Source organism: Halomarina litorea (assembly GCF_024227715.1).
Classification (GTDB): Archaea; Halobacteriota; Halobacteria; order Halobacteriales; family Haloarculaceae; genus Halomarina; species Halomarina litorea.
The window spans coordinates 1,072,508-1,094,198 of the sequence record NZ_CP100448.1 but is presented as its reverse complement, the minus strand read 5'-3'; the positions used below and the strand labels follow the sequence as shown (position 1 = coordinate 1,094,198).

Here is a 21,691-nt window from a genome sequence, read left to right as displayed (position 1 = left end):
GGTAGAACAGCCACGCGGCGGTGAGCGCCAGCCCGCCGAGTCCGATAATCCAGCCCGCGACGTCGATGATACCCGTCTGGACCCCCTCCTGCAGCAGCACGTACATGGATGCGGGTTCCCGGCGCGCTCTCATAAGCGTTGATACCTGTGTGGACCCTCCCCCCGACCCGGGGCGCTTTAGTCGCCCGTGACGAACGACGTACCGTGCGAACTATCGGATTCGTCCTCAACCCCATCGCGGGGATGGGCGGTCGGGTCGGTCTGAAGGGGACCGACGGGAAGGTCGCCGAGGCCCGCGAACGCGGCGCAGAGCCACGCGCCCCCGGACGCGCCCGCGAGGCACTCGACGCCCTGCACGACCGGGCACCGGACGCGCGCGTCCTGACCGCCGGGGACCCGATGGGCGCGTCCGTCGCCCGCGCGGCGGGCTTCGACCCCGAGGTGGTCTGGACGCCCGACGGGGAGGAGACGTCGGGCGAGGACACCCGGCGCGCGGTGGAGGCCCTCGTCGCTGCGGGCGTGGACCTCGTCCTGTTCGTCGGCGGGGACGGCACCGCCGTGGACGTGGCGCGGGCCATCGGCGACTCGGGGACGCCCATGCTCGGCGTGCCCGCGGGCGTGAAGATATACTCCTCCGTGTTCGCCGTCACCCCACGGGCGGCGGGGCGCATCGCCGTCGACTACGACCGGGTGGCCGAACGCGAGGTCAACGACATCGACGAGGACGCCTACCGGGGCGGCGAGGTGGTCACGGACCTGAAGGCGGTGGTGCAGGTCCCCATCGCGAGCGAGGTGCAGTCCTCGAAGCAACTCGGCGGGGGAAGCGTCGAGAGCCTCGCCGCCGGGTTCGCCGACGAGGTGGAATCGGGCGTCACGTACGTCCTCGGACCGGGGTCGACCGTCGGTGCCATCAAGCGCGAACTGGGCTTCGAGGGGTCGCCGCTCGGCGTCGACGTGTGGAGAGATGGGGAGGTACTCGTCCGCGACGGCAGCGAATCCGAGATTCTCGACGCACTCGGCGACCGGAACGTCGTCGTCGTCTCGCCCATCGGGGGACAGGGGTTCGTCTTCGGGCGGGGCAACCAGCAACTCTCGCCCGCGGTCCTCCGACGGTCGGAGGTGCAGGTGGTGGCCTCGCCGTCGAAACTCGACGGTATCGGGGAGTTGCGCGTCGACACGGGCGACCCGGACCTCGACGAGGAGTTGCGAGGGTGGCGAAAGGTCCGCGTCGGGCGGTTCGAACAGCGACTCCTCCGTACCGTGTGACTCGCACATCCTAGTATGTCATCGTCGACTATGGGGGCTGTTGAGATATCCTTAAGGTAGCTGAGCGCTCCTCCACATCCATGGAGACGCGCAAAGTCCAGCGCCTCGGTCCCTCGACGCTGGCGATGACGCTGCCGGCCGAGTGGGCCAAGGAGTACGACGTCCAGAAGGGCGACGAGGTGTCCATCCGCATCGGCGAGAAGGGGATGCTCACCGTCATGCCCGAGTCGGTCCAGCAGGAGGAATCGGAGGCCATCATCCACGCGAGCAGCCTCGACGCCGACGCCGTCGAACGGGCCATCGTCGCCCAGTACGTCCTCGGTCGTCGGGTCATCCACGTGGAGGCCGACGAGGACGAGACGCTCGACAGCGCCCACATCAACGCCGTCTACAACGCCGAGACGCAGTTGATGGGCCTCGGCGTCATCGAGGAGACGCCCGAGCGAATCGCCATCCGGTGCTCGGTCGACCCCGAGGACTTCACGCTCGACAACCTGCTCGAACGCCTCGAGTCGACGGGCCAGACGATGCGCAACGAGGCCATCCGCGCGCTCGCCCACGGCAACCCGGACCTCGCACAGCGAGCGCTCAACCGCGAGCGGCAGGCGAACAAGATCTTCGTCCTCCTGCTCCGCCTCATCTTCACGGCCTACCAGAACCCCAACCTGACGAACGCGCTCGGACTGGACGACGGCTTCGCGCTCATCGGCTACCGCTCCATCGCGAAGAACCTCGAACTCACCGCGGACAACGCCGAAGACATCGCCGAAATCGCGCTCAACGCCGAGGGTCACACGCTGAACGTGGACGACTCGACGATGCGAAAGATCCGGGAGTTTACCGACCAGGTCAACGAGATAACGGAGAAGGGCGTCCGCGCGGCCGTCGAACGCGACTACGACATCGCCATCGACGTGCGTCGCCTGTTCGCGGAGATTCAGAACCGCGAGCGCGAGATACTCAGCGAACTCCCGGAGATGGAGAACGCCGACCTCCTGCAGGTCCGCGAGGTGCTCGTGAGTCTCGGTCAGACCGCCCAGTACGCGGTCCGGAACGCCGAAATCGCGACGAACCTCGCGCTCAACTCCGAGAGCGACCACACCACCATCAACTGACGGGCCACGCCGTTTCCCTTCGCCGTCCCGGTTCGCAACCACATCAGCAAAGGGGCCGGGAGCCGTACTGCCCGCTAGAAACCCTGCTCGATGATTCGACGACCGACGACGGGGCCGTCCGTCACGCCGCGTTCTACTAGCCTCGGGAGGCGTGGGAGCTTCGACCGACCAGTCACCCGGAGGGAGCCGTAGCGTGCAGGCTATCGGTCGGAGCCTCGGCGTGACGGAGTTCATCGAGGCGATGTTCACCGGGAACTGGGAGGTCGTGTTCGCGGCGCTGACGCAGTTGGGCGACATCTGGTTCCTCTTCCTGATGGGCGCGACGGTGTACGCCGCCTCGGCGCGCATCGAGGGCGTCGACCGTCGGCAGGGGGCGTTCGTCCTCGCGCTGGCGCTGTTCTACGTCGCCACCGTACAGGCGCTGAAGGGCGTGTTCACGCTCCCGCGACCGACCAACGCCGCCGTCGCGCCCGTCGTCGAGTGGATACCGCAGGTGCTCGTCCCCGTCTTCGAGAACACGGCCACCGCGACGGGCTACGGCTTCCCGAGCGGGCACGCACTCGGGACAACGCTCGTCTGGGGCGGGGTAGCGCTGGCGCTCGACTACGGCACCCGGCGGAGTCGCCTGTTCGTCGCGGGCACCGTCGCCGCCCTCGTCTCGGTCTCGCGGCTCGCACTCGGCGTCCACTTCCTCGTCGACGTTCTCGCGGGCGCCGCCCTCGGCGCGGCCCTCCTCGCCGCGCTCTACCGACTCGCGGACGGGGGGCGGGTCCCCGACAGGGTCCTGCTCGCGGCCCTCGCCGTCGGCGTCCTCGGGGTGCTGAACACGGTGGCCTTCGACAGCGTCTCGGCGCTCGGCGCGACCCTCGGCGGGTGGCTCAGTTGGCGCCTGCTGGTCGACGAACGCCCGACGCCCTCCTCGGAGACGGGCGTCCTCGCGGTGAGCGCCGCCGTCTTCCTCTTCGCGGGCGTCGGCTTCGCCGTCGTCTACTTCTCGGAGCCCGGACTCCCGGCGGGGTTCGTCGGAAGCTTCCTCGCGGCGGGCGCCATCGTCGGCGCGCCGGACATCGCAGGACGGGTCGTCCGCACCGTCGGGACGGGGACGGCGCGGGCCACCTGAGCGCCGCGCCAGCAGGCCGCGCACAACGGTTATCAGCGGGTACGACGTTCCGGCCGTGTGAACTCTCACGCAGCACACCCCACCCCCCGGTTCGACGGAGCCGCCGGCGTCGTGACGGGCGCGGTCGGACTGGCGGTCCTTCTGTACGGCCTCGTCCTCCTCCCGGCGTCCCTGCTCGGCGGCCTCCACGTCGCGGCCGTCGGCGCGTGCTTCCTCGCGGCGGTCCTCGTGGGGTCGACGTGGGGTCGGCGACGGCTCGGCCTCGCGCCCGGGAGCGGCACCTCGGCGGCGGTGGCGTTCCTCGCGACGGGCCTCCTGCTCGCGGCCCTCTTCCTCGCGCTCGACGTGATGAGCTTCGGCGGCCCCTTCGCCGAGGAGGGCACCAGTTCGGGGTCGCTCGCTCACTTCTTCTGAACCGCCAGCGGGTTCTCGGAGACCAGTTCGCAGTTGTAGTCGGGGTGTTCGACGAAGAAGCGCACCAGCAGGTGTCTCCGCGACCCGGAGACGCGGGTGACGTCGCTCGCACCGAAACGCTCGGGCAACGCGCCGTAGAGCACCCGCACCTCGCCCGGTGAGTCGAACACCACCTCGGTGCCCGCCGACGTCCCGCGCCGCCGCGAGACGACGAACCGGCCGTCGCGGCGCGTCTCGCAGGCGGTGTGGACGAACTCGGAGCGGTCGCTCAACGCCTCGTGGATGTCTGCGACCAGCGCCCGCGCCGCCTCGGGGGTGAGAGCGTGGCGGGTGCCGTCGATGGTGACCACGACGTGGCCGTCACGTCGGGCGGTGGAGAACGCGACCAGGAGCGGTTGGACGCTGCATGGTTCCCGTACCCCGTCGCGCCCGCAAAACGCTTCCGCAGGGGTGGGCCGTGCTACCCGAGGACACCGTCGTCGGTGCCGTTCTCCGACCCCTCCCCCGAGTCGTTCCCGCCGCCGAGCAACCCGCCGTCGTCCGTCATGGTGGTCGTGCCGGTCGTGGGCGTCGGAGTCGGCGTGGAGGTGGGTGTCGACGTGGGCGTGCTCGTGGCCGTGTCTGCCCCCGTCGCGGTTCCCGTCGTGGCCCCGCTGTCGTCGGTCGGTCCGTCCGACCCGTCCGTCGTCTCGTCCCCGTCGCCCGACCCGTTCGAGGCAGGTGTCGCAGTCGTCCCCGACCCGTCACGGGTCCCGTCGGGGGCGTCGGAGTCGTTCTTCGTCCCGAGGATGTCCGTCTCGATGGTCTTGGTGTAGGTGAGTTCGTCGAGGGGGACGCGGACCGTCGTGCCCCCGATTCTGACCTTCGCGTAGAAGTCGATGCGGAGGTCCGTCGTCTGGTTGCGCTCCAGATGTGAGACCCACCAGTCGTCGAGGCGGGCGTTCTCGATGCCGGCGGTCGCCCGGACCGTCGTCTCGCTGTTGGCCGCGAGGACGTAGGGGTCCTCCGTCGCGCCCGACCCGACGGTGAGGTTGTTCATCGTGATGTTGTAGCCGAGCTCGGTGATGGCGTAGGAGACGGCCTTCGGGTTGAACACGACGAACTCCATCTCGATGGGCGTCGTCTCGCTCGTGACCTCGCCCCACTCGGCGTCCGTCTCCCGGACGACGAGGACGGGATCCGAGACGAGCGGCTGGTCGGCGTCTATCGGGCGCTCCTCCGTCGAGCGGAACTGCCCGATAACGTCCGTCTCGATGGTTCGCTCCTGTGGGAGGTCGAACGAGCGGTCGAGCAGCGAGGAGTGGACCGTCGCGTCCACCCGGACCTGCGTGGTCTCGCCGTTCCGGATGTGCGTGACCCACCACTCGGGGATGCGCTCGTTGACCATCGTCGTCGTGAACGGGACGCGGTTGGTCCCCGGGCGGACGTCGACGCCCTGCTTGCTCCCACTGGCCATCGCCACGTCGTTCATGTACACCGTGTAGTCGATGGCCGTCCCCCCAAGTTCGACGCCGACGGGGTTCGGGTTCTCGACGACGAGGTCCGTGTAGACCGTCGTCTCGTTGCGGTCGACGGGACCGAACGAGTTCTCGACGCCGGTCACCTTCGGTGCGCCCACGACGCCGAGCGTGTACGCCCCGCCGACGGACGCCGTGAGGACGAGGGCGACCACGAGGACCACCCGACGCTTCGACCCGAACAGGAATCGCCGTAGACCCATTGTCGTCCGAACGTTCTCGCATCCCGATAAATGCCTTCCCACTCAGGTGTTAGCCCCGTCGAGGATTCCGTCGTACACCGCCTCCAGCGTGTCGACCGCGTGCTCGACGCTCATCGCGTCCCGACGGGCGAGACACGTCTCGTGGAGGGAGCTTCGGTCGTCGAGCGCCCGTCCGATGGCCGCCCGAAACGCTCCGATATCCCCGGGGGGGTAGTGGACGCCCGTCTCGCCGTCGCGGACGGTGTCCGCGAGGCCGCCCGCGTCGACGGCGACGACGGGCGTACCGCAGGCCGCGGCCTCCAGTGCGACCAGTCCTTCCGTCTCGACGGGACTCGGGTGGGCGAACACGTCGAGCGCGGTGTAGAAGGCGGGCAGTTCCTCGCGGTCGAGGAAGCCCAGAAAGCGCACGTCGACGTCGCTCTCGGCGGCCTGTGCCTCCAGGTCGGCGCGGGCCGGGCCGTCGCCCCCGAAGACGACGGTGACGTCCAGTCCCTCACAGGCGGTGATGACGTCCGACAGTCGCTTCTCGAAGCCGTGGCGGCCCGTGTAGCCCACGAGCGTCCCCGAGAGGTCGTAGCGCTCGCGGAACGCGGGACCGTCGGTGGGCCGGAACCGGTCGGTGTCGATGCCGTTCGAGACGACGGTGACGGGCGTGTCGACGCCCCGGTCGAGCAGTCGGTCGCGGGCGCTCGGGGAGGGGGTGATGACGTGGTCGGCCCGTCCGAGGTAGGCGTTCTCGTAGCGGTCGGCTGCCCGTGAGACGACCGTCGCCAGTCCGTCCGAGAGGTAGTTGGCGTACTCGGAGGTAGGCGTGTGAAAGGAGGCGACGAACGGTTTCTCCGACCGGCGGGCGAGGCGATAGCCCCCGAGACCGATGCCGAAGGGGGTGTGCGAGTGGACGAGGTCCACGTCGCGGACCGTGTCGGGGACGAGGGGGCCGGCGATGCGGAAACCGTCGTAGAACGGGAAGGGGAGGCTGAAGACGGGAAACTCCCGGTCGCCGGGGACGTGGCCACTCTTCGGGTAGACCACGTCCATCCGGCCGCCGCGCGCCCGCCAGCGGTCGCGCCACGTCTCGATAGTGTAGGTCACGCCGTTGACCGTCGGGAGGTACGTGTCGGTGAAGACGGCGACGGCGGGACGCATTTCCCGAGATTCCTTCGTGGGTCCTCTAAGGTGTTGTGACTTCCCGGTAGGCGCGTGTGAGTTCCTCCCCCACGCGCGCGAGCGAGTGCTCGCTCGCCGTCTCGCGGGCGTTCGCCCCCAGACGCTCGCGTTCGGCGGGGTCCTCCAGTCGTTCTAGCGCCGCGCGGAACTCCTCGCGGGTCGAACAGAGCAGGCAGTCCTCGCCGTCGGTGAAGAACTCGCGGAAGACGGGCAGGTCGCTGAGGACGACGGGCTTCCCGCAGGCCATCGCCTCCAGCACCGCGATGCCCTGGTTCTCGTCTTTCGTCGGGAAGAGGTAGACGTCGCCCGCGCCGAACGCACCGCGCTTGTCGTCGACCCACCCCGTGAACGTGACGTTCTCGGGCGGGTGTTCGGTCCAGTAGCGCACCGACTCGCTGGCCTGCGGGCCGGTCTCGTAGGGGCCGAACCACGCGAACTCGTAGTCGGCCTCGCGGGCGAGTTCGCAGAACGTCGTCAGGCCCTTGCGCTCGAAGACGTTACCCAGCGAGAACACGACGAGGCCGTCGAGGTCGAACCGTTCGCGGTACTCGGTCCGGAGGTCCTCGAACCCCGCGAGCGACTCCGCGTCCACCCCGTTCGTGATGGGACGGATGGGGGCGTCGACGGGGTACGCTTCGAGGAGGCCTCTGGTGTACTCGCTCGGGCAGAGCACGAGGTCGGCCTGCGAGTAGAACCACCGGAGGTAGACGCCGAGTGCGGGCGCGACTTCGGTGGAGAGGCGGAAGGACTCACCGAAGTCCTCCTTCGTCATGTGGGCGTGGAGAACGACGGGGACGTCCTCACGCTTCGCGTGGCGGACGGCGGCGAGACTGCCCGGCCCGACGAAGTTGCAGTGGAGGAGGTCGAACGCCTCGAACGCGCCGTCGCCGACGAGGGCGTGCTGGACCGCTCGCAGGGGTGAACCGCCCCGCCACGGCGAGGAGAGCACCTCCCAGTCCGTGTCGGCCAGCGCCTTCCGCTGGTGGGCCGCGGAGGTTCCCATGCCCGACCGGACCAACTGCGACTCCAGTTCGAGGTAGTTGCAGACGCGCATCTACCGTGTCGTGTTCGGAGGGACTGTTAGGTGTAGTGGAACCCGGCCGCGAACGACAATCGCTATCCGCCTCGCGGAGGAACCGGCGGACGACCCCGATGACCATCGCCGAGGAGCGCATCGAACGGCTCCACGCCCTCGCCCGCCGGGCCGTCGCGGAGGGCCACGAGGAGCGCTCGCGGTCGTACGTCCGGCGGGCGCGCCGGGTCGCCGAGCGCAACCGCTGTGGCCTCCCGACGCGGTTCAAGCGATTCACCTGTGACCGCTGTGACGTCTACCTCCGGCCGGGCCGGAACGCCCGCGTGCGGACGCGGGACGGCCACGTCGTCGTCACCTGCGAGTGCGGGACACAGAAGCGCTACCCGTACCGTCCCGGCGGGTAGCCCCGCGGTCCGGTCTCCGACCGCGCGGGCGCGACAAGAAAGGTTCAACCGCGCGGGCTAGTTACGACGGCCAATGGCCGACGACCTGAAGGCACGCGCCCACGACCTCGACGTGACCGTCTGGGTGGGCAAGAACGGTATCGACCCCGTGGTGGACGAACTGAACGACCAGCTCGCCCAACGCAACCTCGTGAAGGTGCGCTTCCAGCGGGCGGCGCTCGGTGGCACCGACGCCGACGAACAGGCCGACGCCCTCGCGGACCGCGTCAACGCCGAGGTGATCGACGTTCGCGGCCACACGGCCGTCCTGCATCGATGACTCCGCTTCCGGTCCCGCTCCAGACCCCGCAGGACGACGGCCCGACCGTCGGGACGGAGAACGTCGTCGGGGACCTCCTCCAAGAGTTCGGTGCCCCCGCCGACTTCGCCAACCCCGTCGGGCAGGTGCTCATCTTCGTCGTGGTGTTCGCGGCACTGTACGCCCTCGGACGGGCGGTTCTCAAACCGCTCGTCGGGCGACTGCTCGACCGGCGGGGCCTCGGCGAACACGCGAAGACACCGCTCCTGAAGGCAACGGGTATCGTCGTCGTCTTCGTCGCCGTCGCGGTGGCGTTCGGCACCGCCGGCTTCGGCGACTTCCTCACCTCGCTGGCAACCATCGCGGCGGCCGCCACGCTCGCCATCGGGCTGGCGATGCAGGACGTCCTGCAGAACTTCGTCGCCGGCGTGTTCATCTACACGGACAAGCCGTTTCGCATCGGCGACTGGATCGAGTGGGACGACGGGACGTACTCCGGCATCGTCGAGGACATCTCGCTGCGCGTCACGCGCGTGCGCACCTTCGACAACGAACTGCTGACCGTCCCGAACAGCCAGCTCACCGACGGCGTCATCAAGAACCCCGTCGCGAAGAACAAGCTCCGCCTCAAGTTCGTCTTCGGCATCGGCTACGAGGACGACGTCCAGACCGCCTCCGACATCATCGTCCGAGAGGCCGAGGAGCACGGGGAGATACTCTCGGAGCCCGCCCCCTCGGTGCGCCTGACGGAACTCGCCGACTCCTACGTCGGCCTCCAGTCGCGCATCTGGATCCCCGACCCCTCGCGGGCCGACTTCGTGCGCATCCGCGGGGAGTACGTCACGAACGTCAAGCGGGCGTTCGACGAGGCGGGCATCAGCATTCCGTTCCCCCAGCGCGACCTCTCGGGCGGCCTCGCACTCGCCAACCCGCAGGTCGCACGGGCCGAGTCGGACGACTGACTCCCCGTCTCACTCCTGTCGCTTCCGTCGCTTCGTGCGCACCCTGACCAGTGCCGTCCGCGGTATCGCGTCGAGGGCGTTTCCGCCGTCAGAACTCGTCGAGCGCCGGTCGTCGGCCGGAACGGGTCCCGTCGGTTCGGTGACGGTCCGGACGGAACGATGGACGAGCCGTCGGCTCACGAGTGTGAACATCGGATGAATGAGAGGACAGCGGGATTGCCCGGTCGTTCCGATACGGGGCATCCTGCGCACCTTCTCCACCCCGCGACCCTTCGAGCGACGGGTGTCCGCGAGTCCGCTGCTCGCTTCCGCGCCTGGCGGGGTGCCCGCGACTAACCGTGGTGAGACGCCCCTGCAGGCGTCACGCCACGGACCGCCGCCCCCGAAGGACGAGGCTTCTCTGTTGGCTTGCAGGGCCCGCACCGGTCGGACCGGACGCACCCGGGTTCGGTCCCAGCTCAAGACCATAGCGCTGGCGGGAAGCAGGGCCTAACTGCCTGACCTAGTCCACTCAATCTACCCGACTGCACCATAAACGCCTTTCGGTACGGCGATTTTTTCGAGGTGGTACGAGAGGGGGAGGGCGGTCACGAGACGCCTCAGACGAGGCCCAGCGCGCGGGCGTACCACGCCGCCGCGGCGGGGACGAACAGCGAGACGAGCGTGACGACGTAGGGGTGGTACTGGAGGGTCTGGACGAGTCCCGTCTCGTCGAGCGAGAGGATGACCTCGGTCGGGCCGCTGGCGAGCCAGACGACGCAGAACGCCACGATGAACAGGCCGAAGACGAGCGCCGCGCCCGCCGCCAGCGCCGGGTCCGAACGGTCCTCGCGGCCTGCGGCGAAGACGATGACGGCGACGAGCGCGAACAGCCCCGCGAACAGCGGGTTGACGGCCCCCGACGAGTAGTACGTCGCGACGGCACCCGGCGTCCGGACGAGGGCGAAGGGGACGACGAGGACGACGACGAGGGCGAGACAGGCGGCGATGCCGACCGTTGGCGCGAGGCGGGTCCGCTCCATAGCGGACGCGCGTCCGGCGGCACCATCAAGCCGACGCTCCGACGCTCCGGCCCTCGCACGGAGCGCAAGGCACACAAGCCAGCGTACCGCCTACGAAGATATGGTAGGACTCGGCGGTACGGCGGAGAAGTTACAGAAGGTCGCGTCGATGGCGGAGGACGTCTACAAGAAGCTCAACGAGATGCGCAAGGAGCTGAACGCCCTGCGCGAGACGGTCGAACGCGTCGACGACCAGACGACGCAGAACCGCGCGCTGCTGGAGGCACTCGCCGACCAGCAGGGCATCGACGTGGACACCGTCCTCGCGCAGACGGCCATCGAGGAGGCCGAACCGACGGCCGACGACGGGACGGAACCGGGGGCGGCGGACGAGACGGGGACGGCGACCGACGACACCTCGGACTCCCCGACCGACGCCGCGAACGCGAACGGCGGCACCACCGGCGCGACGGACGACACCACCGACGGGAGCGCGTAGTCGCCCCGACGCGGTGATTCCCTTCCGTGGTCAGTCCACGAGCCGTGCGTGTTCGACCTTGAGGCACTTGTCCTGGACGAACCTGCGACCCGAGGACTCGACGCGCTCGCCGGCCTCCTCGTCGCGGATGCCGAGTTGGAGCCACACCGCCTCGACGTCCTCGCGGTCGAGCACCTCGTCGACGATGCCGGACACCTCCTCGCTGGGGCGGAACACGTCGACGAGGTCGACGTCCTCCTCGACGTCGGCGAGCGAGTCGTAGGCCTCGCGGCCGAACATCTCGTCGGCGTAGGGGTTCACCGGAACGACGTCGTAGCCGTGCTGGCGCATGTACTTCGGGATCTCGTGGGCGTCCTTGCCGGGGGTGGCCGAACAGCCCACGACGGCGATGGTCTCCAGTGCCAGAATCTCGCGGAGTTCCTCGTCGCTCTCGGTCGGCATGGGCCACCTACCCTACGGAGGTGCAAAAGCGTGCCGTCGGTCGCCCACGGCGGACGGACGACGCTACGTGGTCGGCGTCGGGTCCGAGTCGAGCGAGAGCGTCGCCGGGGCGTCCTCGCTGGTCGTGATGTGGCCGTCGAAGAGGCACCCGACGACCGACACGTCGCGGTCGGGGTGGGCGGTGGTGTCCATCGTGAACACGCCGAGGGCGTCCATCGTCTCGATGCGACTGACGAGGACGCGGAGGAACCGGAAGACGGTCTGGATGTCGGCGTAGACGAGCAACGGCGTGAGGGAGTCGAAGACGACCCGAAGGCCGTCACCCTCCCGGGCGACCGTCCCGACGAGTTCGGAGAACTCGATGCCGATGCCGGTCATGTCCTCCGGCGAGGAGGCGTACCGCAGGCGGTCGGTGGGCGACGCCGAGAGGCCCAGGTGTCGGGTGACGCAGTCGATGACGGCGACCTCCTCGGCGCGGAAGGGGGCCATCGACAGGACCTGGTCTGCGGTGACGGTCGTGGTCACGAGGATGCAGGCGTCGCCCTCGTCGAGTCCACGCTGGATGACGTCGAGACCCAGGCGTCGCTTCCCGGTCAGCGGCGGCCCCCCGACGAGGAGACTCGCGCCTGCCGGAATCGTGCTGTCGAACGGCGAACCGAGGTCGAACATACTCTCTCACCCCCGACACTCCCCGTGTCGCTGCCCGTACAGGGACCCCGCGGAGTCAGTCGGCTGAGTACTGGCTTCTGGCGTACAAAAAGACTGTGCTCGACCGTTACACGGCGATCGACCGACCGACGAGGAACGCCGCCGCCGCGAGGAACATCCCGTACTTCATGTGTTGCTGGGCGTCCGAGGGATCGGAGAAGGCCTCTGCGGCCGCCCCGAGCATGAGGAGGTCAGCGGGGACGACCACCGCGAGGTACGCGAGGCCGAGCGACTCCCGGAGGTACGGGACGGGGCTGGCGAGGACGGCGACGACGAGTGCCGCCGTCCCGACGGCCAGTGCCCGTCGCTCCCCGACGGCGATGGGGAGGGTGTTCAGGCCCTCCTCTCGGTCGCCCGCGAGATCCTCGACGTCCTTGATGACCTCGCGGGTGAACGTCGAGAGGGCCGCGAGCGCCGCGAGGGTGGCCGCCGTGGCGAGTGCGCCCTCGACGGCCGCCCCGCCGAAGAGGAACGTACTCCCCCCGAGGTAGGCGACGAGGAGGTTCCCCACCCCTGGCAGGCCCTTGAACAGTTCCGTGTAGGCGACCAGCGCCAGCAGGTTGAACCCCGCGATGGCGAGTGCGAGGACGGGCAGGGTGAGCGCGAGGACGACTGCCCCGGCGAACAGGACGACGCTGAAGAAGAGTGCGCCCCCCGGCGAGACGGCCCCGCGCGGGATGGCCCGGTCGGGCGCGTTGATGGCGTCGATGTCCCGGTCGAAGTAGTCGTTGATGGCGTTGCCCGCGCCCGTCGCGAGGACGGTGGCGAGGACGGCGGCCGCCCCCTGCAGGGGGAACGCGGCGAGGCCGCCGCCGTCCGCCCCGGAGACGTACGCGCCGATGAGGGTGAGGACGCCCGCGGCGACGGCGTTGACCGGCCGCGTGAGTTCCAGCAGTCCGCGGAGCGTCTCGCGCATATCCCGTGGTGTGAGGGGCGGGCGATAAATGGCGCGAAGCAGAACAGCGACCAGAGACGTTAATAAGAAGAGACTGACACTTATGGCGTGGCTGAACCACAGTTCGCCTCGCTCGAATTACAGGACGCGAGGGAGTACTGGAAACACGAATCGAGAGACTTCACGCCGTGGCTCGCGGAAAAGATCAAGGCAGAGGCACCTAGCAAGCTGGAAAGGACTCTCGGGCTGGATTTAAACTTCATTGAACGCGAGAAGAGCGTCGGCAAGTACAGCGTCGACATCCTCGCGGAAGCTGCCGATGACGGACGGAACGTCGTTATCGAAAACCAACTCACGACCTCGGACCACGACCACCTCGGAAAGTCAATCGCGTACGCCGCAGGAGTCGATGCTGACATCATCGTTTGGCTGGCCCCACAATTCAACGACGAACACCGTGATGCAGTTCAGTGGCTCAATGAACACAGCCGCGAGGCCGTTGACCTGTTCGCACTGCGGCTGGAAGTATGGCAAATTGAAGACTCGCCCCCTGCCGTTCGTCTAAACGCAGTCGTCGAACCCAGTACGTGGAAAGAAAAGGCGCAGCGCTCGGCGGATGCGTTGACGGAGACGGAACAGCTTCAAGAGGCATTCTGGACTGAGTTCCGAAACAGGGCCAAGGAAACGGACACCCCGATGGGTTCTCGGAAGCCGAAGGCGCTACACCGATACAACTGTTCTATCGGTCGGTCAGGATTCACAGTCTCATTTGTCGTAGATATGAGCGACGACCTCCTGCGTGCGAGGCTCCTGATTACGGACGACGCCGAAGCGTTTCGAGAGCTGAAGTCCCAGCAGGAGGCCATCGAGAACGAGGTCGGTGAGGGACTCAAGTGGGACACCCCCATGGAAACGAGTTCAGGGAACCTGCGGAGCCAGATCTACCTCACCCGGCAAGGTGACATCACCGACAGGGAGAACTGGGACGAATACATCGAGTGGATGGTCGAGATCGGAGAAGAGTTCTATGAGGCATTCGGGGACCGGATTCAGGAGATCGACACCTGAGGGCAGAACAGAGCTCGTGTGACCGATTTCCGCCTATTACTACGATACGCGACTCTGTTCCTACTGAGGACCGGCCTACCACCAGTACCCCGCCCCCCGAACGTGTGCTATTGTTTGTCTGGTAGCACCAGTACACAGCCTCGATGTATCCACCACACCATGGGGGCTACTGAGGACGCCTATTAAGAGACCCATAGCAAACGGCGAAAATCCAAGACGGCCAGTGGCACAGCGAACCCGCTTAGCTTGGAGAAACCCTTGGCAGTCGGACCAAGGATGCACATTATTGCTTTCACTCATCCTAGGTGGGACGCACGCGGACTGCGCCGGACGGAACCGATGGACAGAGTTAAATCGGTCCTGCCGTTCGTTGGTGGTAAGGGCGCTTAGCTCAGCCTGGACAGAGTGACTGGCTTCGGACCAGTTTGTCGGGGGTTCGAATCCCTCAGCGCCCGTTTTCCTGCGAACGAGGTGAGCAGTAAAAACGGTGCCTGTGGATTCGAATCAGGGAGCGACTGCAAGGAGCGACCGTGGTTCGAATCCCTCAGCGCCCGTTCTGCGTGTCGCGAGTAGTCGGTGTGCAAAGCTACTGCAACGACTCGCACGCGATGCCGTCGTCGTCGCCGTCGAGTCCGTGCGGGTCGCTCGGGTCCCGTTCGAGGACGTACTGCGCCTGTTCGTGGGTGTCGAAGTCCCCACAGTTGTAGTCGCCGTCGGGCGGGAGGGGCGGCAGGTCCGGTGCGTCGCCCGGCGTGGGTGTCGGGTCCGGCGTCGGCGTCGGATCCGGTCCCTCGTACCCCCACACGCCGACGTTTCGCCGTTGCGCCGTCGCCTCGATGTCGGTGAAGCGACCACGCTGCGAGAAGGAACTCTCGTACAGTCGAGCGTACCCCTCCTCCAGCAGTCGCGCGTTGAAGTTCTCGCCGTCGACGTAGACGTACACCAGCAGTCGACCGAAGCCCCCGCGGCGGTCCGCGGTCGGGTCGACGGCGATTCGGACCCGTTCGCCGTCGAGTTCCCGCGTCGCGAACTGCGAGGCACGCTCGCCCCACTCGTAGAGCCAGTCGCGCCCGCCTGTCGTGTCGGGGATGCCCTCGAACTCGTCGGGGCTGACCCGGCCAAGCGTCGTCTCAGGAGTGTCGACGCCGAGGAGTCGCAGCGTGTCCGTCTCCCCGTTCGGGAACCGGACCTCCAGCGTGTCACCGTCGACGACGCGCGTGACCGTCACCGTCCACTCGCCCCCCTCGCTCGGCCCTCGGGGTGCCTCGGTCGTCGTGGCGGGCGTGGGAGTCGGCGACGGCGTGGGCGTCGGTGCCGCCGTCTCCGTCGGTGTCGATGTCCGCGTCGGCGCGGGCGTCGCCGTCTCCGTCCGCGGGGTCCGTCGCTCGGTCGGTTCGGTCGTCGTGGGGCCTTCGCTCGGTGTCGTCGCCGTGCCGTCCCCGGTCGTCCCCTCCGTCCCAGCACCGTCAGTCGGCGTGGCCGTGAGCGTCTCGCGTTCGGGGGATGCGGTGTCGTCGTCCGCGGTCGCGACCGCGCCCTTCGCGCCGGTGTCGGGGGCGGACGGTCCGGCGTCCGGTGACCCGGCGTCGGACGGGAGTGCGGCGAAGACGACGCCGACGAGGACGAACAGGTAGACGAACGCCACCGCGGCGGTCTTCACTCCGGGACCGCCGATCCCCGGGACCCGCACGAGCGGAGACCCCGCGAGAGCGTCCCCGACCCCGCCGCGGTTCGTGGCGAGGACGGTGGGTACGTAGAAGAGCGCGAAGACGAGCGTGAGCGGGAAGAGGACGACCGCGAGGAGGCCCAGAGCGACGTTCCGGCGCGTCGCTCCCGGTATCATCCCGGGGATGTGTGTAGTAATCGCCATTTTCTCCGTAGATACACGACAGCGAATCGATAGATAAGCCTGTTTTCACGGATTCGGGACTGTCGCCGCACGCGTCAGCGGAGTGCTGGCGACGGGGTGTGCGGTCCGTGGGAGTGTGCGCGGGTGTCGAGTCCCGTACCGGTACGACACTTGCCTACGCTCGCGAAGCATCGACCAGATACGACGAGAGGACGTCCCGTCCGAGAATCGCGTCGTAGCGCATCGCGCTGCGGTCGGTGACCGACGCGAGGACATCGTGTGTCCGTCCCCGGAGTTCGACGGTGAAGGGATGGACCGCCCGCGTCTGGACGCCGTTGCTGGAGCGGACCCGCACCGTCTTCGTCCCCTCGCCTGCGCCGATGGTGCGGGCCACGTCGCTGTCGAGCGACGTTCGCCTGGCGCCGGTGTCACACTTCACGAGAACGCTCGCCGACGAGTGCGTGCCGGTGAAGACGGTTCGTTCGACGAGGCCCACAATGGGGCTCGGAGTCATACGTCCACTCCGGCAGGTGTCGGATATTAATTGTTTCGTGAATATAGTCGAACTCGAACGAGACTTCGGGGGGCGTTCACACCGTCGCCAGCACCACCGTCCCCACCACCAGCACCGTCACGAGCACCGAGTTCGTCGCGAAGTGGACGGCGTAGGCGGCGTCGAGACCGTGACGGTCGTAGATGCGCTTGTAGACCAGCCCCACCGTGAAGATGGGGATGACGGCGAAGAGGGGGATACCCATCACGAGGTGCAACACCGCCCAGACCCCCACCGACCGGTAGGAGTCGCGATACTGGCGCTCCTCCTCGTAGTTGAACAGGAGCATGGCCGCGACGATGACCGGGACGAGCGCGAGGGGGAGTAGCGCGCTCCAGTCCACCCCCGGCGTGCGACCGGCGTCGGCCGGCGGGGCGAGGGGTGCGGCGATGATGTTCGCGCCGAGCCACCCCCACCGGAGGAGCGGAACCAGTTCCGCGAGGACGAGTGCGCCCGCGGCGGCGGCGAAGAGGACGACCAGCGAGAGGGGGACGTAGCCCGCGCGCCACCAGCCACGGGCGGTGAGGCGTCGCCACCCGCGGGCGAGGGCGGCGAGGCGGCCCGGGAGGTACGCCCGGTTGAGGTAGACGGGGACGACGACGAGGAGGACGAACAGGAGGTACGTCCCGAGGGTGGTGAGCGTCGACCAGAGGTCCGGCGGGATGTCGTACATGGCCACGTGCGTCCCCGACACTCACCGCTCGCCCCTCAAGTACGTCCGGGTTCGCCCGCGTCCGGGTCGAGCCGCCGAGTGACGAACGACCAACAGATATACGTGAGCCCGCACTAACTCTCGCGTACTACTCTGTGCCAGTCTCGTATCGCTTCCGACCACCACCCATCTCTACCCACCCGATGGCACACTCGACCCACCGCACGACGGACGCACCGAACCAGGAACTGTACATCGCTGTCTACGAGGTGACCGACAGCGCCGGCTGGTCGAGCCGGTACGTCGACCAGATTCGCGCGAGCGACCTCGAGGCCGCCCGCCGGTCGGCGGAGGCGAGCAAACCGGGCGCGGCGAACGACACCTGCCGACTGGTCGAGGTCGTCCGGAAACACGACTGACCGGTCTCGACGAACGCTCTTCGCTCCGCGTACGCCCCGACGACCGACCCGGTAGCGACGCCGACGGCGATACCGAGGGTGAGGCCGACGCCGGACACCGCCGGCTCGAGGTCCTGGAACACCGCTATCGTGACACCCCCACCAGCATCCCCACGACCAGCCCCAGCGCTCGCCCGCCCTCCAGCGGACCATCCCTGCGACTCGTGACACCGAGTATCACTCGATCGACAAAACGCCGACACGACAGAATCGTCGGGGAGCAGTCACGGAGGACGAGGACGGGGAAAGACGGGTTCAGAGGCCGCTCGCGGGGAGTCGCCACCCGCCGAGGAGCGAGAGCGGGTCGGTGAACAGGCCCCGGTCGTGGTCGTCGCGGGCCCGTTCGCCGGCCCCGGAACAGGGGCACTCGTTGGGTTTGCACTCCTCGCAGATACAGTCGGTACAGCGACACGCCGGATCGTTCGGCGGGTGTTCGACGGCACAGACCGCACAGGCGTGGACGGCGGTTTGCTCGTCGGCGCGCGCTGTCGGCGTGGCGTCGTGAGGAGTCGGTTCGGTGGCGTCGTCGGGTGGTCGCTCCGCCATCACCCTCCCTCGGCGCTCCGGGATAGATATACGTGCCGCGTCACCGTGTCGCACGCGTTCGCGAGGGCGGGAGAACGTCGGACGGGAGGTCCCGTCGTCAGTCCGCCGCGTTCTCGGCCGACTCCGGCAGGCCGACGTGGTGGCGCAGGTCGTAGGGGTCGGTCCCCGAGACCCACTCGAAGACGTGTTCGATGGCCTCGCGGTCGGTTCTGACGCCGTCGTGGTCGACGGGGAGTTCGAGGTTGACGGCGCCATCGAGTTCGGGGCTGCGCTCGCAGCGCCAGAACAGGGGGTCGTGGCTCCCCCGGATGGTGTAGTAGTCGACGTCGCCGGGCGTCTCGTCCTCGTTGAGTTTCGCGAGCGGGTGGTCCTCGCGGATGGCGTAGTCCGCTCGGAGGAAGGGGCTCATCTTGTACGTCCCGCTCGTGAGGCCGGCCGTGGCGCACCACGAACTCAGAACGGTGCCGTGGTTGGCCCCCGCGAGGCCGACGAAGGTGTCCACCCAGTCGTACCGGTCGCGGTCGTAGAGCCAGTGGCGGACGCCGGTGACGCCGAGGCTGTGGGCGACGACCGACACCTCCTCGACGCCCGCGTGCTCGCGGACCTTCCCGACGAAGTGGTCGAGTTGCGAGGCCATCGCCCGGTGGGTGGGACTCCCGTCGTCGAAGGAGATGGCCCACAGTTCGTCGCCGGTGTAGCTGCGCTTGAGGAAGAACTCGGCGTGTTCCTCCCAGTCACAGGCGTCGCGCTGGTTCCCGTGGACGAACACGACCGGCGTCCGGTCGGTTCCGGGGTCGGTGCCGTGGAACGCGTGACCCCCCCAGCCGCCATACCGGTCGAACGCTTCCCACGGGAGGCGCGCGTCGTCGGTCCTGCGCGACCGACACCCGACCGAACAACCACCCTGCTGTCGTGCACGCTGGAGCCCCCGGAGGTTGCCGAGCAAGCCCTCCGGTGGCCCCCGGTCGTGGTTCAGGTTGCCAAGAGACACGTTAGTCCTACTCACATTGGCACATCGTAAATAGATTGAGGGTCACATGGTAGAGATTGTCAATAGAGAATCACTCCTCGGTTACAGTTGGTGTCGGCGGCCGGCCCGACGCCCCGTCCGGACACCACGGTCGCTCCTTGCAGTCGCTCCCTGCTTCGAATCCCAGCGGTTCGTTCACCAGCCGCTCGCCGTTCGGCTCGCGGCAGGATGAACGGGCACTGAGGGATTCGAACCACCCCGCAGGTGCCACGACAACCCCTATCCGACGCGCGGGAGTCCCGTCGAGTATGGTATCAGACGACGCGATAGCGGCCGCGCGGCACGCCGGCGCGAGCGACCTGTTCGTCGCGTTCGTCCGGCGGGCGGACGACCACGAACTGGCGCGGGACCTCCAGGCGGAGTACGAGGGCAACCCAAGCGAGGTGGGGCGGGTCGCGACGGACGCCTTCGGGCGGGCCGTCTGGGACGGGGCCGCGGACGAGGCCCGTCGCCGCGCGGACGACGGCGAACGCGCCGTCCTCGAGGCGGTGGCCGGGGACGGGCCGGACGCCGACCGTTATGGGGCGACCCGGGACGGCGAGGCGACCGACGAGTCCCCGCGCGACGACCCCGAGAACCACGACGCCGCCTGAGGCGCGTCCTCAGTCGAGGCGCTCGCTCGTCGCCATGTGTTCTCGCGAGAGGTCGACGTAGCGGTCGCCCGCGGCCGTCCACGGCGAGTCGCTCACCTCCTTTATTACCTCGGCGGGGGTGCCCGCGACCAGCGTCTCCGGGGGCACGTCGGTCCCCTCGGTGACGACGCTCCCGGCGCCGACGAGCGCTCGTTCCCCGACCGTCGCGCCGTCGAGGACCACCGCGCCCATCCCGACCATCGCCCGCTCTCCGACGGTGGCGGCGTGGACGATGGCGGTGTGGCCAACGGTGGCGTACGGCCCGATTTCGGTCCCCTCGTGGCAGACGGCGTTGTCCTGGACGTTCGCGCCCTCCCGGAGGACGATGGCGCCGTGGTCCCCCCGGAGGGTGACGTTCGGCCAGACGCTGGCCTCGGCTTCGAGCGTCACGTCCCCGACGACGACCGCCGACTCGTCGACGTACGCCGACTCGTGTATCTCCGGTTCCACCCCGTCGAACGAACGGATGACCATGCCCGAGGGGCGGACGGCGCTCGCTTAACCGTTGCCCGTGAGACGGCCTGGCCCCGCCTCGGCGGGTCCCAATCGGCCCGTCCCCGCCGTCTCACTCCCCGGCGACGATGGCCGCCACCCGGTTCCGGTCGAACAGGCGTTCCGACCCGGGGACGGCCGGGTAGGCGCCGCCGTCGGCCCCCGGCCACTCGCCGAAGCGCTCGGAGTAGAGCTGTTTGGCCGTCATCTCCAGCACTTCCGGCCCAGTACCGCGTGTATCCCGTGCCACGTCGCCCGCCACTCCCGGACGTCGTCCGGCCCCTCCGACTCCCCGGTCCCGCAGGTCCCGTCGGTCATCGCCCCCCGTAGGCCGTCCGCCGGGAAAAGTCGTGTCGGGCGCTATCCGCGCGGATAGCACCTGCCCGGACGATCACTGCCGGCTTCATCCTCCTGCGGTACCTCCCTCCGAACGCGATGAACCGAACCGACTGCACCCGCGAAGCCGAACCGACCGCCGACAGCTGCCCCGAGTGTCCCCCCGAGTGCTGTCCGCCCGGGTGTTGCTGAGCGGTATCGCTTTTCTCCCCGACTGCCCGACCCCCGGTATGTTCGACACCTGCGAGGGACTGCTGGTCGGGATGGTCCACCTGCCGACCCTGCCCGGCGCGCCGGGGTACGAGGGGTCCCGTACCGGACTCCGTGACCGCGCCGTCGCGGACGCGCGCGCCCTCGAATCCGGCGGGATGGACGCGCTGCTGGTCGAGAACTTCGGGGACGCGCCGTTCTACCCCGACGACGTGCCCGACCACACCGTCGCCGAGATGACCGCCGTCGTGGGGGCGGTGCGCGACGCCGTCTCGCTGCCGGTGGGGGTGAACGTCCTCCGGAACGACGCCCGCGCGGCCCTCTCGGTGGCCGCCGCGACGGGAGGCGCGATGGTCCGCGTGAACGTCCACGCGGGCGCGCGGGTGACCGACCAGGGGGTCGTCGAGGGCCGCGCCCACGAGACGATGCGCCTGCGCGACCGACTCGACTGCGACGTGTCTGTCCTCGCGGACGTGGCGGTGAAACACAGCAGCCCGCTCGGCGAGGAGAACGTGGAGAGCGAGACCCGAGACGTAGTCGAACGCGGCCACGCGGACGCGGTGGTCGTCTCGGGGCGAGGGACGGCCGAACCGACTAACGCCGACCGCCTCTCGCGAGTCGCGCGCGTGGCGGCGGAACTCGACGTCCCCGTCCTCGCAGGGAGCGGCGTCACCCCCGAGACGGTCTGGGAGGTCCTCTCGGTCGCGGACGGGGCCATCGTCGGGTCGGCGCTGAAGGAAGGAGGCGCCCCGACGAACCCCGTCGACGAGGCCCGGGTCCGGGCGCTGGTGACCGCCGCGCGGGGGTGAGCGAGGCGGTGAC

Annotated in this window: 27 protein-coding genes, 1 tRNA gene and 1 other RNA gene; 13 read left to right on the top strand and 16 right to left on the bottom strand. The window is 68.7% G+C overall.

Annotated features, from left to right (window positions below):
- The first annotated feature begins 204 nt into the window (after nucleotides 1-204).
- The 4 genes from NKG96_RS06000 to NKG96_RS05985 all read left to right on the top strand — a co-directional run bounded on the left by NKG96_RS06000 (nucleotide 205) and on the right by NKG96_RS05985 (nucleotide 3,915).
- Entirely contained in the window at nucleotides 205-1,266 is a 1,062-nt protein-coding gene (locus NKG96_RS06000) for an ATP-NAD kinase family protein (RefSeq protein ID WP_254537577.1), read from the top strand.
- Nucleotides 1,267-1,346: 80 nt separating this feature from the next.
- Nucleotides 1,347-2,381, top strand: coding sequence for a phosphate signaling complex PhoU family protein (locus NKG96_RS05995; protein ID WP_254537576.1), 1,035 nt, complete (start codon nucleotides 1,347-1,349; stop codon nucleotides 2,379-2,381).
- Between the two features lie 193 nt (nucleotides 2,382-2,574).
- Nucleotides 2,575-3,501, top strand: coding sequence for a phosphatase PAP2 family protein (locus NKG96_RS05990; RefSeq protein ID WP_254537575.1), 927 nt, complete (start codon nucleotides 2,575-2,577; stop codon nucleotides 3,499-3,501).
- 57 nt (nucleotides 3,502-3,558) lie between these two features.
- On the top strand, nucleotides 3,559-3,915 hold the full coding sequence (locus tag NKG96_RS05985; RefSeq protein ID WP_254537573.1) for a hypothetical protein: 357 nt from the start codon (nucleotides 3,559-3,561) through the stop codon (nucleotides 3,913-3,915).
- Here the strand turns inward: NKG96_RS05985 and NKG96_RS05980 are convergent.
- From NKG96_RS05980 to NKG96_RS05965, 4 genes are all read right to left on the bottom strand, one after another.
- Nucleotides 3,903-4,265 (bottom strand): DUF7528 family protein, encoded by a 363-nt coding sequence (locus NKG96_RS05980; RefSeq protein ID WP_254537572.1) that lies wholly within the window; start codon nucleotides 4,263-4,265, stop codon nucleotides 3,903-3,905. The two genes, NKG96_RS05985 and NKG96_RS05980, sit on opposite strands and share 13 nt — an antisense overlap.
- A gap of 110 nt (nucleotides 4,266-4,375) precedes the next feature.
- Nucleotides 4,376-5,635 carry an LEA/WHy family protein gene (locus NKG96_RS05975; RefSeq protein WP_254537570.1) on the bottom strand — a complete coding sequence of 420 codons (1,260 nt, stop codon included), beginning with the start codon at nucleotides 5,633-5,635 and terminating at the stop codon, nucleotides 4,376-4,378.
- 42 nt (nucleotides 5,636-5,677) lie between these two features.
- Complete coding sequence (locus NKG96_RS05970; protein WP_254537569.1) at nucleotides 5,678-6,781, bottom strand: glycosyltransferase; 1,104 nt, start codon at nucleotides 6,779-6,781, stop codon at nucleotides 5,678-5,680.
- 25 nt (nucleotides 6,782-6,806) lie between these two features.
- Nucleotides 6,807-7,856: a glycosyltransferase family 4 protein gene (locus NKG96_RS05965; protein ID WP_254537568.1), complete on the bottom strand. Its 1,050-nt coding sequence runs from the start codon at nucleotides 7,854-7,856 to the stop codon at nucleotides 6,807-6,809.
- A gap of 98 nt (nucleotides 7,857-7,954) precedes the next feature.
- Here NKG96_RS05965 and NKG96_RS05960 point away from each other — a divergent pair, with 98 nt between their 5' ends.
- The 3 genes from NKG96_RS05960 to NKG96_RS05950 all read left to right on the top strand — a co-directional run bounded on the left by NKG96_RS05960 (nucleotide 7,955) and on the right by NKG96_RS05950 (nucleotide 9,499).
- A complete protein-coding gene (locus NKG96_RS05960) occupies nucleotides 7,955-8,239 on the top strand; it encodes a ribonuclease P protein component 4 (RefSeq protein WP_254537566.1) in 285 nt (94 codons plus the stop codon).
- Nucleotides 8,240-8,312: 73 nt separating this feature from the next.
- Nucleotides 8,313-8,558 (top strand): YhbY family RNA-binding protein, encoded by a 246-nt coding sequence (locus NKG96_RS05955; protein ID WP_254537565.1) that lies wholly within the window; start codon nucleotides 8,313-8,315, stop codon nucleotides 8,556-8,558.
- Nucleotides 8,555-9,499 carry a mechanosensitive ion channel family protein gene (locus tag NKG96_RS05950; protein WP_254537564.1) on the top strand — a complete coding sequence of 315 codons (945 nt, stop codon included), beginning with the start codon at nucleotides 8,555-8,557 and terminating at the stop codon, nucleotides 9,497-9,499. Before NKG96_RS05955 ends, NKG96_RS05950 begins: the two co-directional genes overlap by 4 nt.
- Before the next feature lie 201 nt (nucleotides 9,500-9,700).
- On the opposite strand, the gene ffs is transcribed toward NKG96_RS05950, so the two are convergent.
- Both ffs and NKG96_RS05940 read right to left on the bottom strand, forming a co-directional pair.
- An RNA gene (gene ffs / locus NKG96_RS05945) (signal recognition particle sRNA) lies at nucleotides 9,701-10,012 on the bottom strand.
- 86 nt (nucleotides 10,013-10,098) lie between these two features.
- Nucleotides 10,099-10,521 carry a DUF7548 family protein gene (locus tag NKG96_RS05940; RefSeq protein WP_254537562.1) on the bottom strand — a complete coding sequence of 141 codons (423 nt, stop codon included), beginning with the start codon at nucleotides 10,519-10,521 and terminating at the stop codon, nucleotides 10,099-10,101.
- Between the two features lie 100 nt (nucleotides 10,522-10,621).
- On the opposite strand from NKG96_RS05940, the gene NKG96_RS05935 reads away from it, so the two are divergent.
- A complete protein-coding gene (locus NKG96_RS05935; RefSeq protein ID WP_254537561.1) occupies nucleotides 10,622-10,999 on the top strand; it encodes a DUF5798 family protein in 378 nt (125 codons plus the stop codon).
- Between the two features lie 30 nt (nucleotides 11,000-11,029).
- Here NKG96_RS05935 and NKG96_RS05930 read toward each other — a convergent pair whose 3' ends face one another.
- The 3 genes from NKG96_RS05930 to NKG96_RS05920 all read right to left on the bottom strand — a co-directional run bounded on the left by NKG96_RS05930 (nucleotide 11,030) and on the right by NKG96_RS05920 (nucleotide 13,064).
- Nucleotides 11,030-11,440 (bottom strand): CoA-binding protein, encoded by a 411-nt coding sequence (locus tag NKG96_RS05930; protein ID WP_254537560.1) that lies wholly within the window; start codon nucleotides 11,438-11,440, stop codon nucleotides 11,030-11,032.
- 63 nt (nucleotides 11,441-11,503) lie between these two features.
- Entirely contained in the window at nucleotides 11,504-12,109 is a 606-nt protein-coding gene (locus NKG96_RS05925) for an RAD55 family ATPase (protein ID WP_254537559.1), read from the bottom strand.
- Between the two features lie 106 nt (nucleotides 12,110-12,215).
- Complete coding sequence (locus NKG96_RS05920; protein ID WP_254537558.1) at nucleotides 12,216-13,064, bottom strand: geranylgeranylglycerol-phosphate geranylgeranyltransferase; 849 nt, start codon at nucleotides 13,062-13,064, stop codon at nucleotides 12,216-12,218.
- A gap of 87 nt (nucleotides 13,065-13,151) precedes the next feature.
- Between NKG96_RS05920 and NKG96_RS05915 the strand changes: the two genes are divergently transcribed.
- A complete protein-coding gene (locus NKG96_RS05915; RefSeq protein ID WP_254537557.1) occupies nucleotides 13,152-14,111 on the top strand; it encodes a DUF4268 domain-containing protein in 960 nt (319 codons plus the stop codon).
- Nucleotides 14,112-14,491: 380 nt separating this feature from the next.
- Nucleotides 14,492-14,566, top strand: a tRNA-Arg gene (locus NKG96_RS05910).
- 131 nt (nucleotides 14,567-14,697) lie between these two features.
- Here the strand turns inward: NKG96_RS05910 and NKG96_RS05905 are convergent.
- The 3 genes from NKG96_RS05905 to NKG96_RS05895 all read right to left on the bottom strand — a co-directional run bounded on the left by NKG96_RS05905 (nucleotide 14,698) and on the right by NKG96_RS05895 (nucleotide 17,186).
- The gene (locus NKG96_RS05905) at nucleotides 14,698-15,981 is read right to left on the bottom strand and encodes a thermonuclease family protein (protein WP_254537556.1); all 1,284 of its coding nucleotides are present in this window, start codon (nucleotides 15,979-15,981) and stop codon (nucleotides 14,698-14,700) included.
- Nucleotides 15,982-16,135: 154 nt separating this feature from the next.
- On the bottom strand, nucleotides 16,136-16,474 hold the full coding sequence (locus NKG96_RS05900; protein WP_254537555.1) for a retroviral-like aspartic protease family protein: 339 nt from the start codon (nucleotides 16,472-16,474) through the stop codon (nucleotides 16,136-16,138).
- Nucleotides 16,475-16,550: 76 nt separating this feature from the next.
- Entirely contained in the window at nucleotides 16,551-17,186 is a 636-nt protein-coding gene (locus tag NKG96_RS05895) for a hypothetical protein (protein WP_254537554.1), read from the bottom strand.
- Between the two features lie 182 nt (nucleotides 17,187-17,368).
- Here NKG96_RS05895 and NKG96_RS05890 point away from each other — a divergent pair, with 182 nt between their 5' ends.
- On the top strand, nucleotides 17,369-17,584 hold the full coding sequence (locus tag NKG96_RS05890) for a hypothetical protein (RefSeq protein ID WP_254537553.1): 216 nt from the start codon (nucleotides 17,369-17,371) through the stop codon (nucleotides 17,582-17,584).
- Nucleotides 17,585-17,878: 294 nt separating this feature from the next.
- Here the strand turns inward: NKG96_RS05890 and NKG96_RS05885 are convergent, their stop codons facing one another.
- Entirely contained in the window at nucleotides 17,879-18,169 is a 291-nt protein-coding gene (locus NKG96_RS05885; RefSeq protein ID WP_254537551.1) for a hypothetical protein, read from the bottom strand.
- A gap of 97 nt (nucleotides 18,170-18,266) precedes the next feature.
- Nucleotides 18,267-19,160: an esterase/lipase family protein gene (locus tag NKG96_RS05880; RefSeq protein ID WP_254537550.1), complete on the bottom strand. Its 894-nt coding sequence runs from the start codon at nucleotides 19,158-19,160 to the stop codon at nucleotides 18,267-18,269.
- Nucleotides 19,161-19,447: 287 nt separating this feature from the next.
- On the opposite strand from NKG96_RS05880, the gene NKG96_RS05875 reads away from it, so the two are divergent.
- Nucleotides 19,448-19,792: a hypothetical protein gene (locus tag NKG96_RS05875; RefSeq protein ID WP_254537548.1), complete on the top strand. Its 345-nt coding sequence runs from the start codon at nucleotides 19,448-19,450 to the stop codon at nucleotides 19,790-19,792.
- 9 nt (nucleotides 19,793-19,801) lie between these two features.
- Here NKG96_RS05875 and NKG96_RS05870 read toward each other — a convergent pair whose 3' ends face one another.
- Together NKG96_RS05870 and NKG96_RS05865 are read right to left on the bottom strand one after the other, a co-directional pair.
- A complete protein-coding gene (locus NKG96_RS05870) occupies nucleotides 19,802-20,305 on the bottom strand; it encodes a gamma carbonic anhydrase family protein (protein ID WP_254537547.1) in 504 nt (167 codons plus the stop codon).
- 91 nt (nucleotides 20,306-20,396) lie between these two features.
- Nucleotides 20,397-20,531, bottom strand: a complete 135-nt coding sequence (locus tag NKG96_RS05865; protein ID WP_438267393.1) for a hypothetical protein — start codon at nucleotides 20,529-20,531, stop codon at nucleotides 20,397-20,399.
- A gap of 358 nt (nucleotides 20,532-20,889) precedes the next feature.
- On the opposite strand from NKG96_RS05865, the gene NKG96_RS05860 reads away from it, so the two are divergent.
- Entirely contained in the window at nucleotides 20,890-21,678 is a 789-nt protein-coding gene (locus tag NKG96_RS05860) for a BtpA/SgcQ family protein (RefSeq protein WP_254537546.1), read from the top strand.
- The last annotated feature ends 13 nt before the right edge of the window (nucleotides 21,679-21,691 follow it).

Excerpts from the sequence above, each read along its gene's own strand:
- NKG96_RS05920 (WP_254537558.1), bottom strand. The coding sequence starts at position 13,064 with ATGCGCGAGACGCTCCGCGGACTGCTGGAACTCACGCGGCCGGTCAAC.
- NKG96_RS05875 (WP_254537548.1), top strand. The coding sequence starts at position 19,448 with ATGGTATCAGACGACGCGATAGCGGCCGCGCGGCACGCCGGCGCGAGC.
- NKG96_RS05860 (WP_254537546.1), top strand. The coding sequence starts at position 20,890 with ATGTTCGACACCTGCGAGGGACTGCTGGTCGGGATGGTCCACCTGCCG.
- NKG96_RS05930 (WP_254537560.1), bottom strand. The coding sequence starts at position 11,440 with ATGCCGACCGAGAGCGACGAGGAACTCCGCGAGATTCTGGCACTGGAG.
- NKG96_RS05935 (WP_254537561.1), top strand. The coding sequence starts at position 10,622 with ATGGTAGGACTCGGCGGTACGGCGGAGAAGTTACAGAAGGTCGCGTCG.
- NKG96_RS05970 (WP_254537569.1), bottom strand. The coding sequence starts at position 6,781 with ATGCGTCCCGCCGTCGCCGTCTTCACCGACACGTACCTCCCGACGGTC.
- NKG96_RS05955 (WP_254537565.1), top strand. The coding sequence starts at position 8,313 with ATGGCCGACGACCTGAAGGCACGCGCCCACGACCTCGACGTGACCGTC.
- NKG96_RS05900 (WP_254537555.1), bottom strand. The coding sequence starts at position 16,474 with ATGACTCCGAGCCCCATTGTGGGCCTCGTCGAACGAACCGTCTTCACC.
- NKG96_RS05960 (WP_254537566.1), top strand. The coding sequence starts at position 7,955 with ATGACCATCGCCGAGGAGCGCATCGAACGGCTCCACGCCCTCGCCCGC.
- NKG96_RS05865 (WP_438267393.1), bottom strand. The coding sequence starts at position 20,531 with ATGACGGCCAAACAGCTCTACTCCGAGCGCTTCGGCGAGTGGCCGGGG.
- NKG96_RS05975 (WP_254537570.1), bottom strand. The coding sequence starts at position 5,635 with ATGGGTCTACGGCGATTCCTGTTCGGGTCGAAGCGTCGGGTGGTCCTC.
- NKG96_RS05995 (WP_254537576.1), top strand. The coding sequence starts at position 1,347 with ATGGAGACGCGCAAAGTCCAGCGCCTCGGTCCCTCGACGCTGGCGATG.
- NKG96_RS05965 (WP_254537568.1), bottom strand. The coding sequence starts at position 7,856 with ATGCGCGTCTGCAACTACCTCGAACTGGAGTCGCAGTTGGTCCGGTCG.
- NKG96_RS05885 (WP_254537551.1), bottom strand. The coding sequence starts at position 18,169 with ATGGCGGAGCGACCACCCGACGACGCCACCGAACCGACTCCTCACGAC.
- NKG96_RS05890 (WP_254537553.1), top strand. The coding sequence starts at position 17,369 with ATGGCACACTCGACCCACCGCACGACGGACGCACCGAACCAGGAACTG.
- NKG96_RS05905 (WP_254537556.1), bottom strand. The coding sequence starts at position 15,981 with ATGGCGATTACTACACACATCCCCGGGATGATACCGGGAGCGACGCGC.
- NKG96_RS05940 (WP_254537562.1), bottom strand. The coding sequence starts at position 10,521 with ATGGAGCGGACCCGCCTCGCGCCAACGGTCGGCATCGCCGCCTGTCTC.
- NKG96_RS05925 (WP_254537559.1), bottom strand. The coding sequence starts at position 12,109 with ATGTTCGACCTCGGTTCGCCGTTCGACAGCACGATTCCGGCAGGCGCG.
- NKG96_RS05950 (WP_254537564.1), top strand. The coding sequence starts at position 8,555 with ATGACTCCGCTTCCGGTCCCGCTCCAGACCCCGCAGGACGACGGCCCG.
- NKG96_RS05895 (WP_254537554.1), bottom strand. The coding sequence starts at position 17,186 with ATGTACGACATCCCGCCGGACCTCTGGTCGACGCTCACCACCCTCGGG.
- NKG96_RS05870 (WP_254537547.1), bottom strand. The coding sequence starts at position 20,305 with ATGGTCATCCGTTCGTTCGACGGGGTGGAACCGGAGATACACGAGTCG.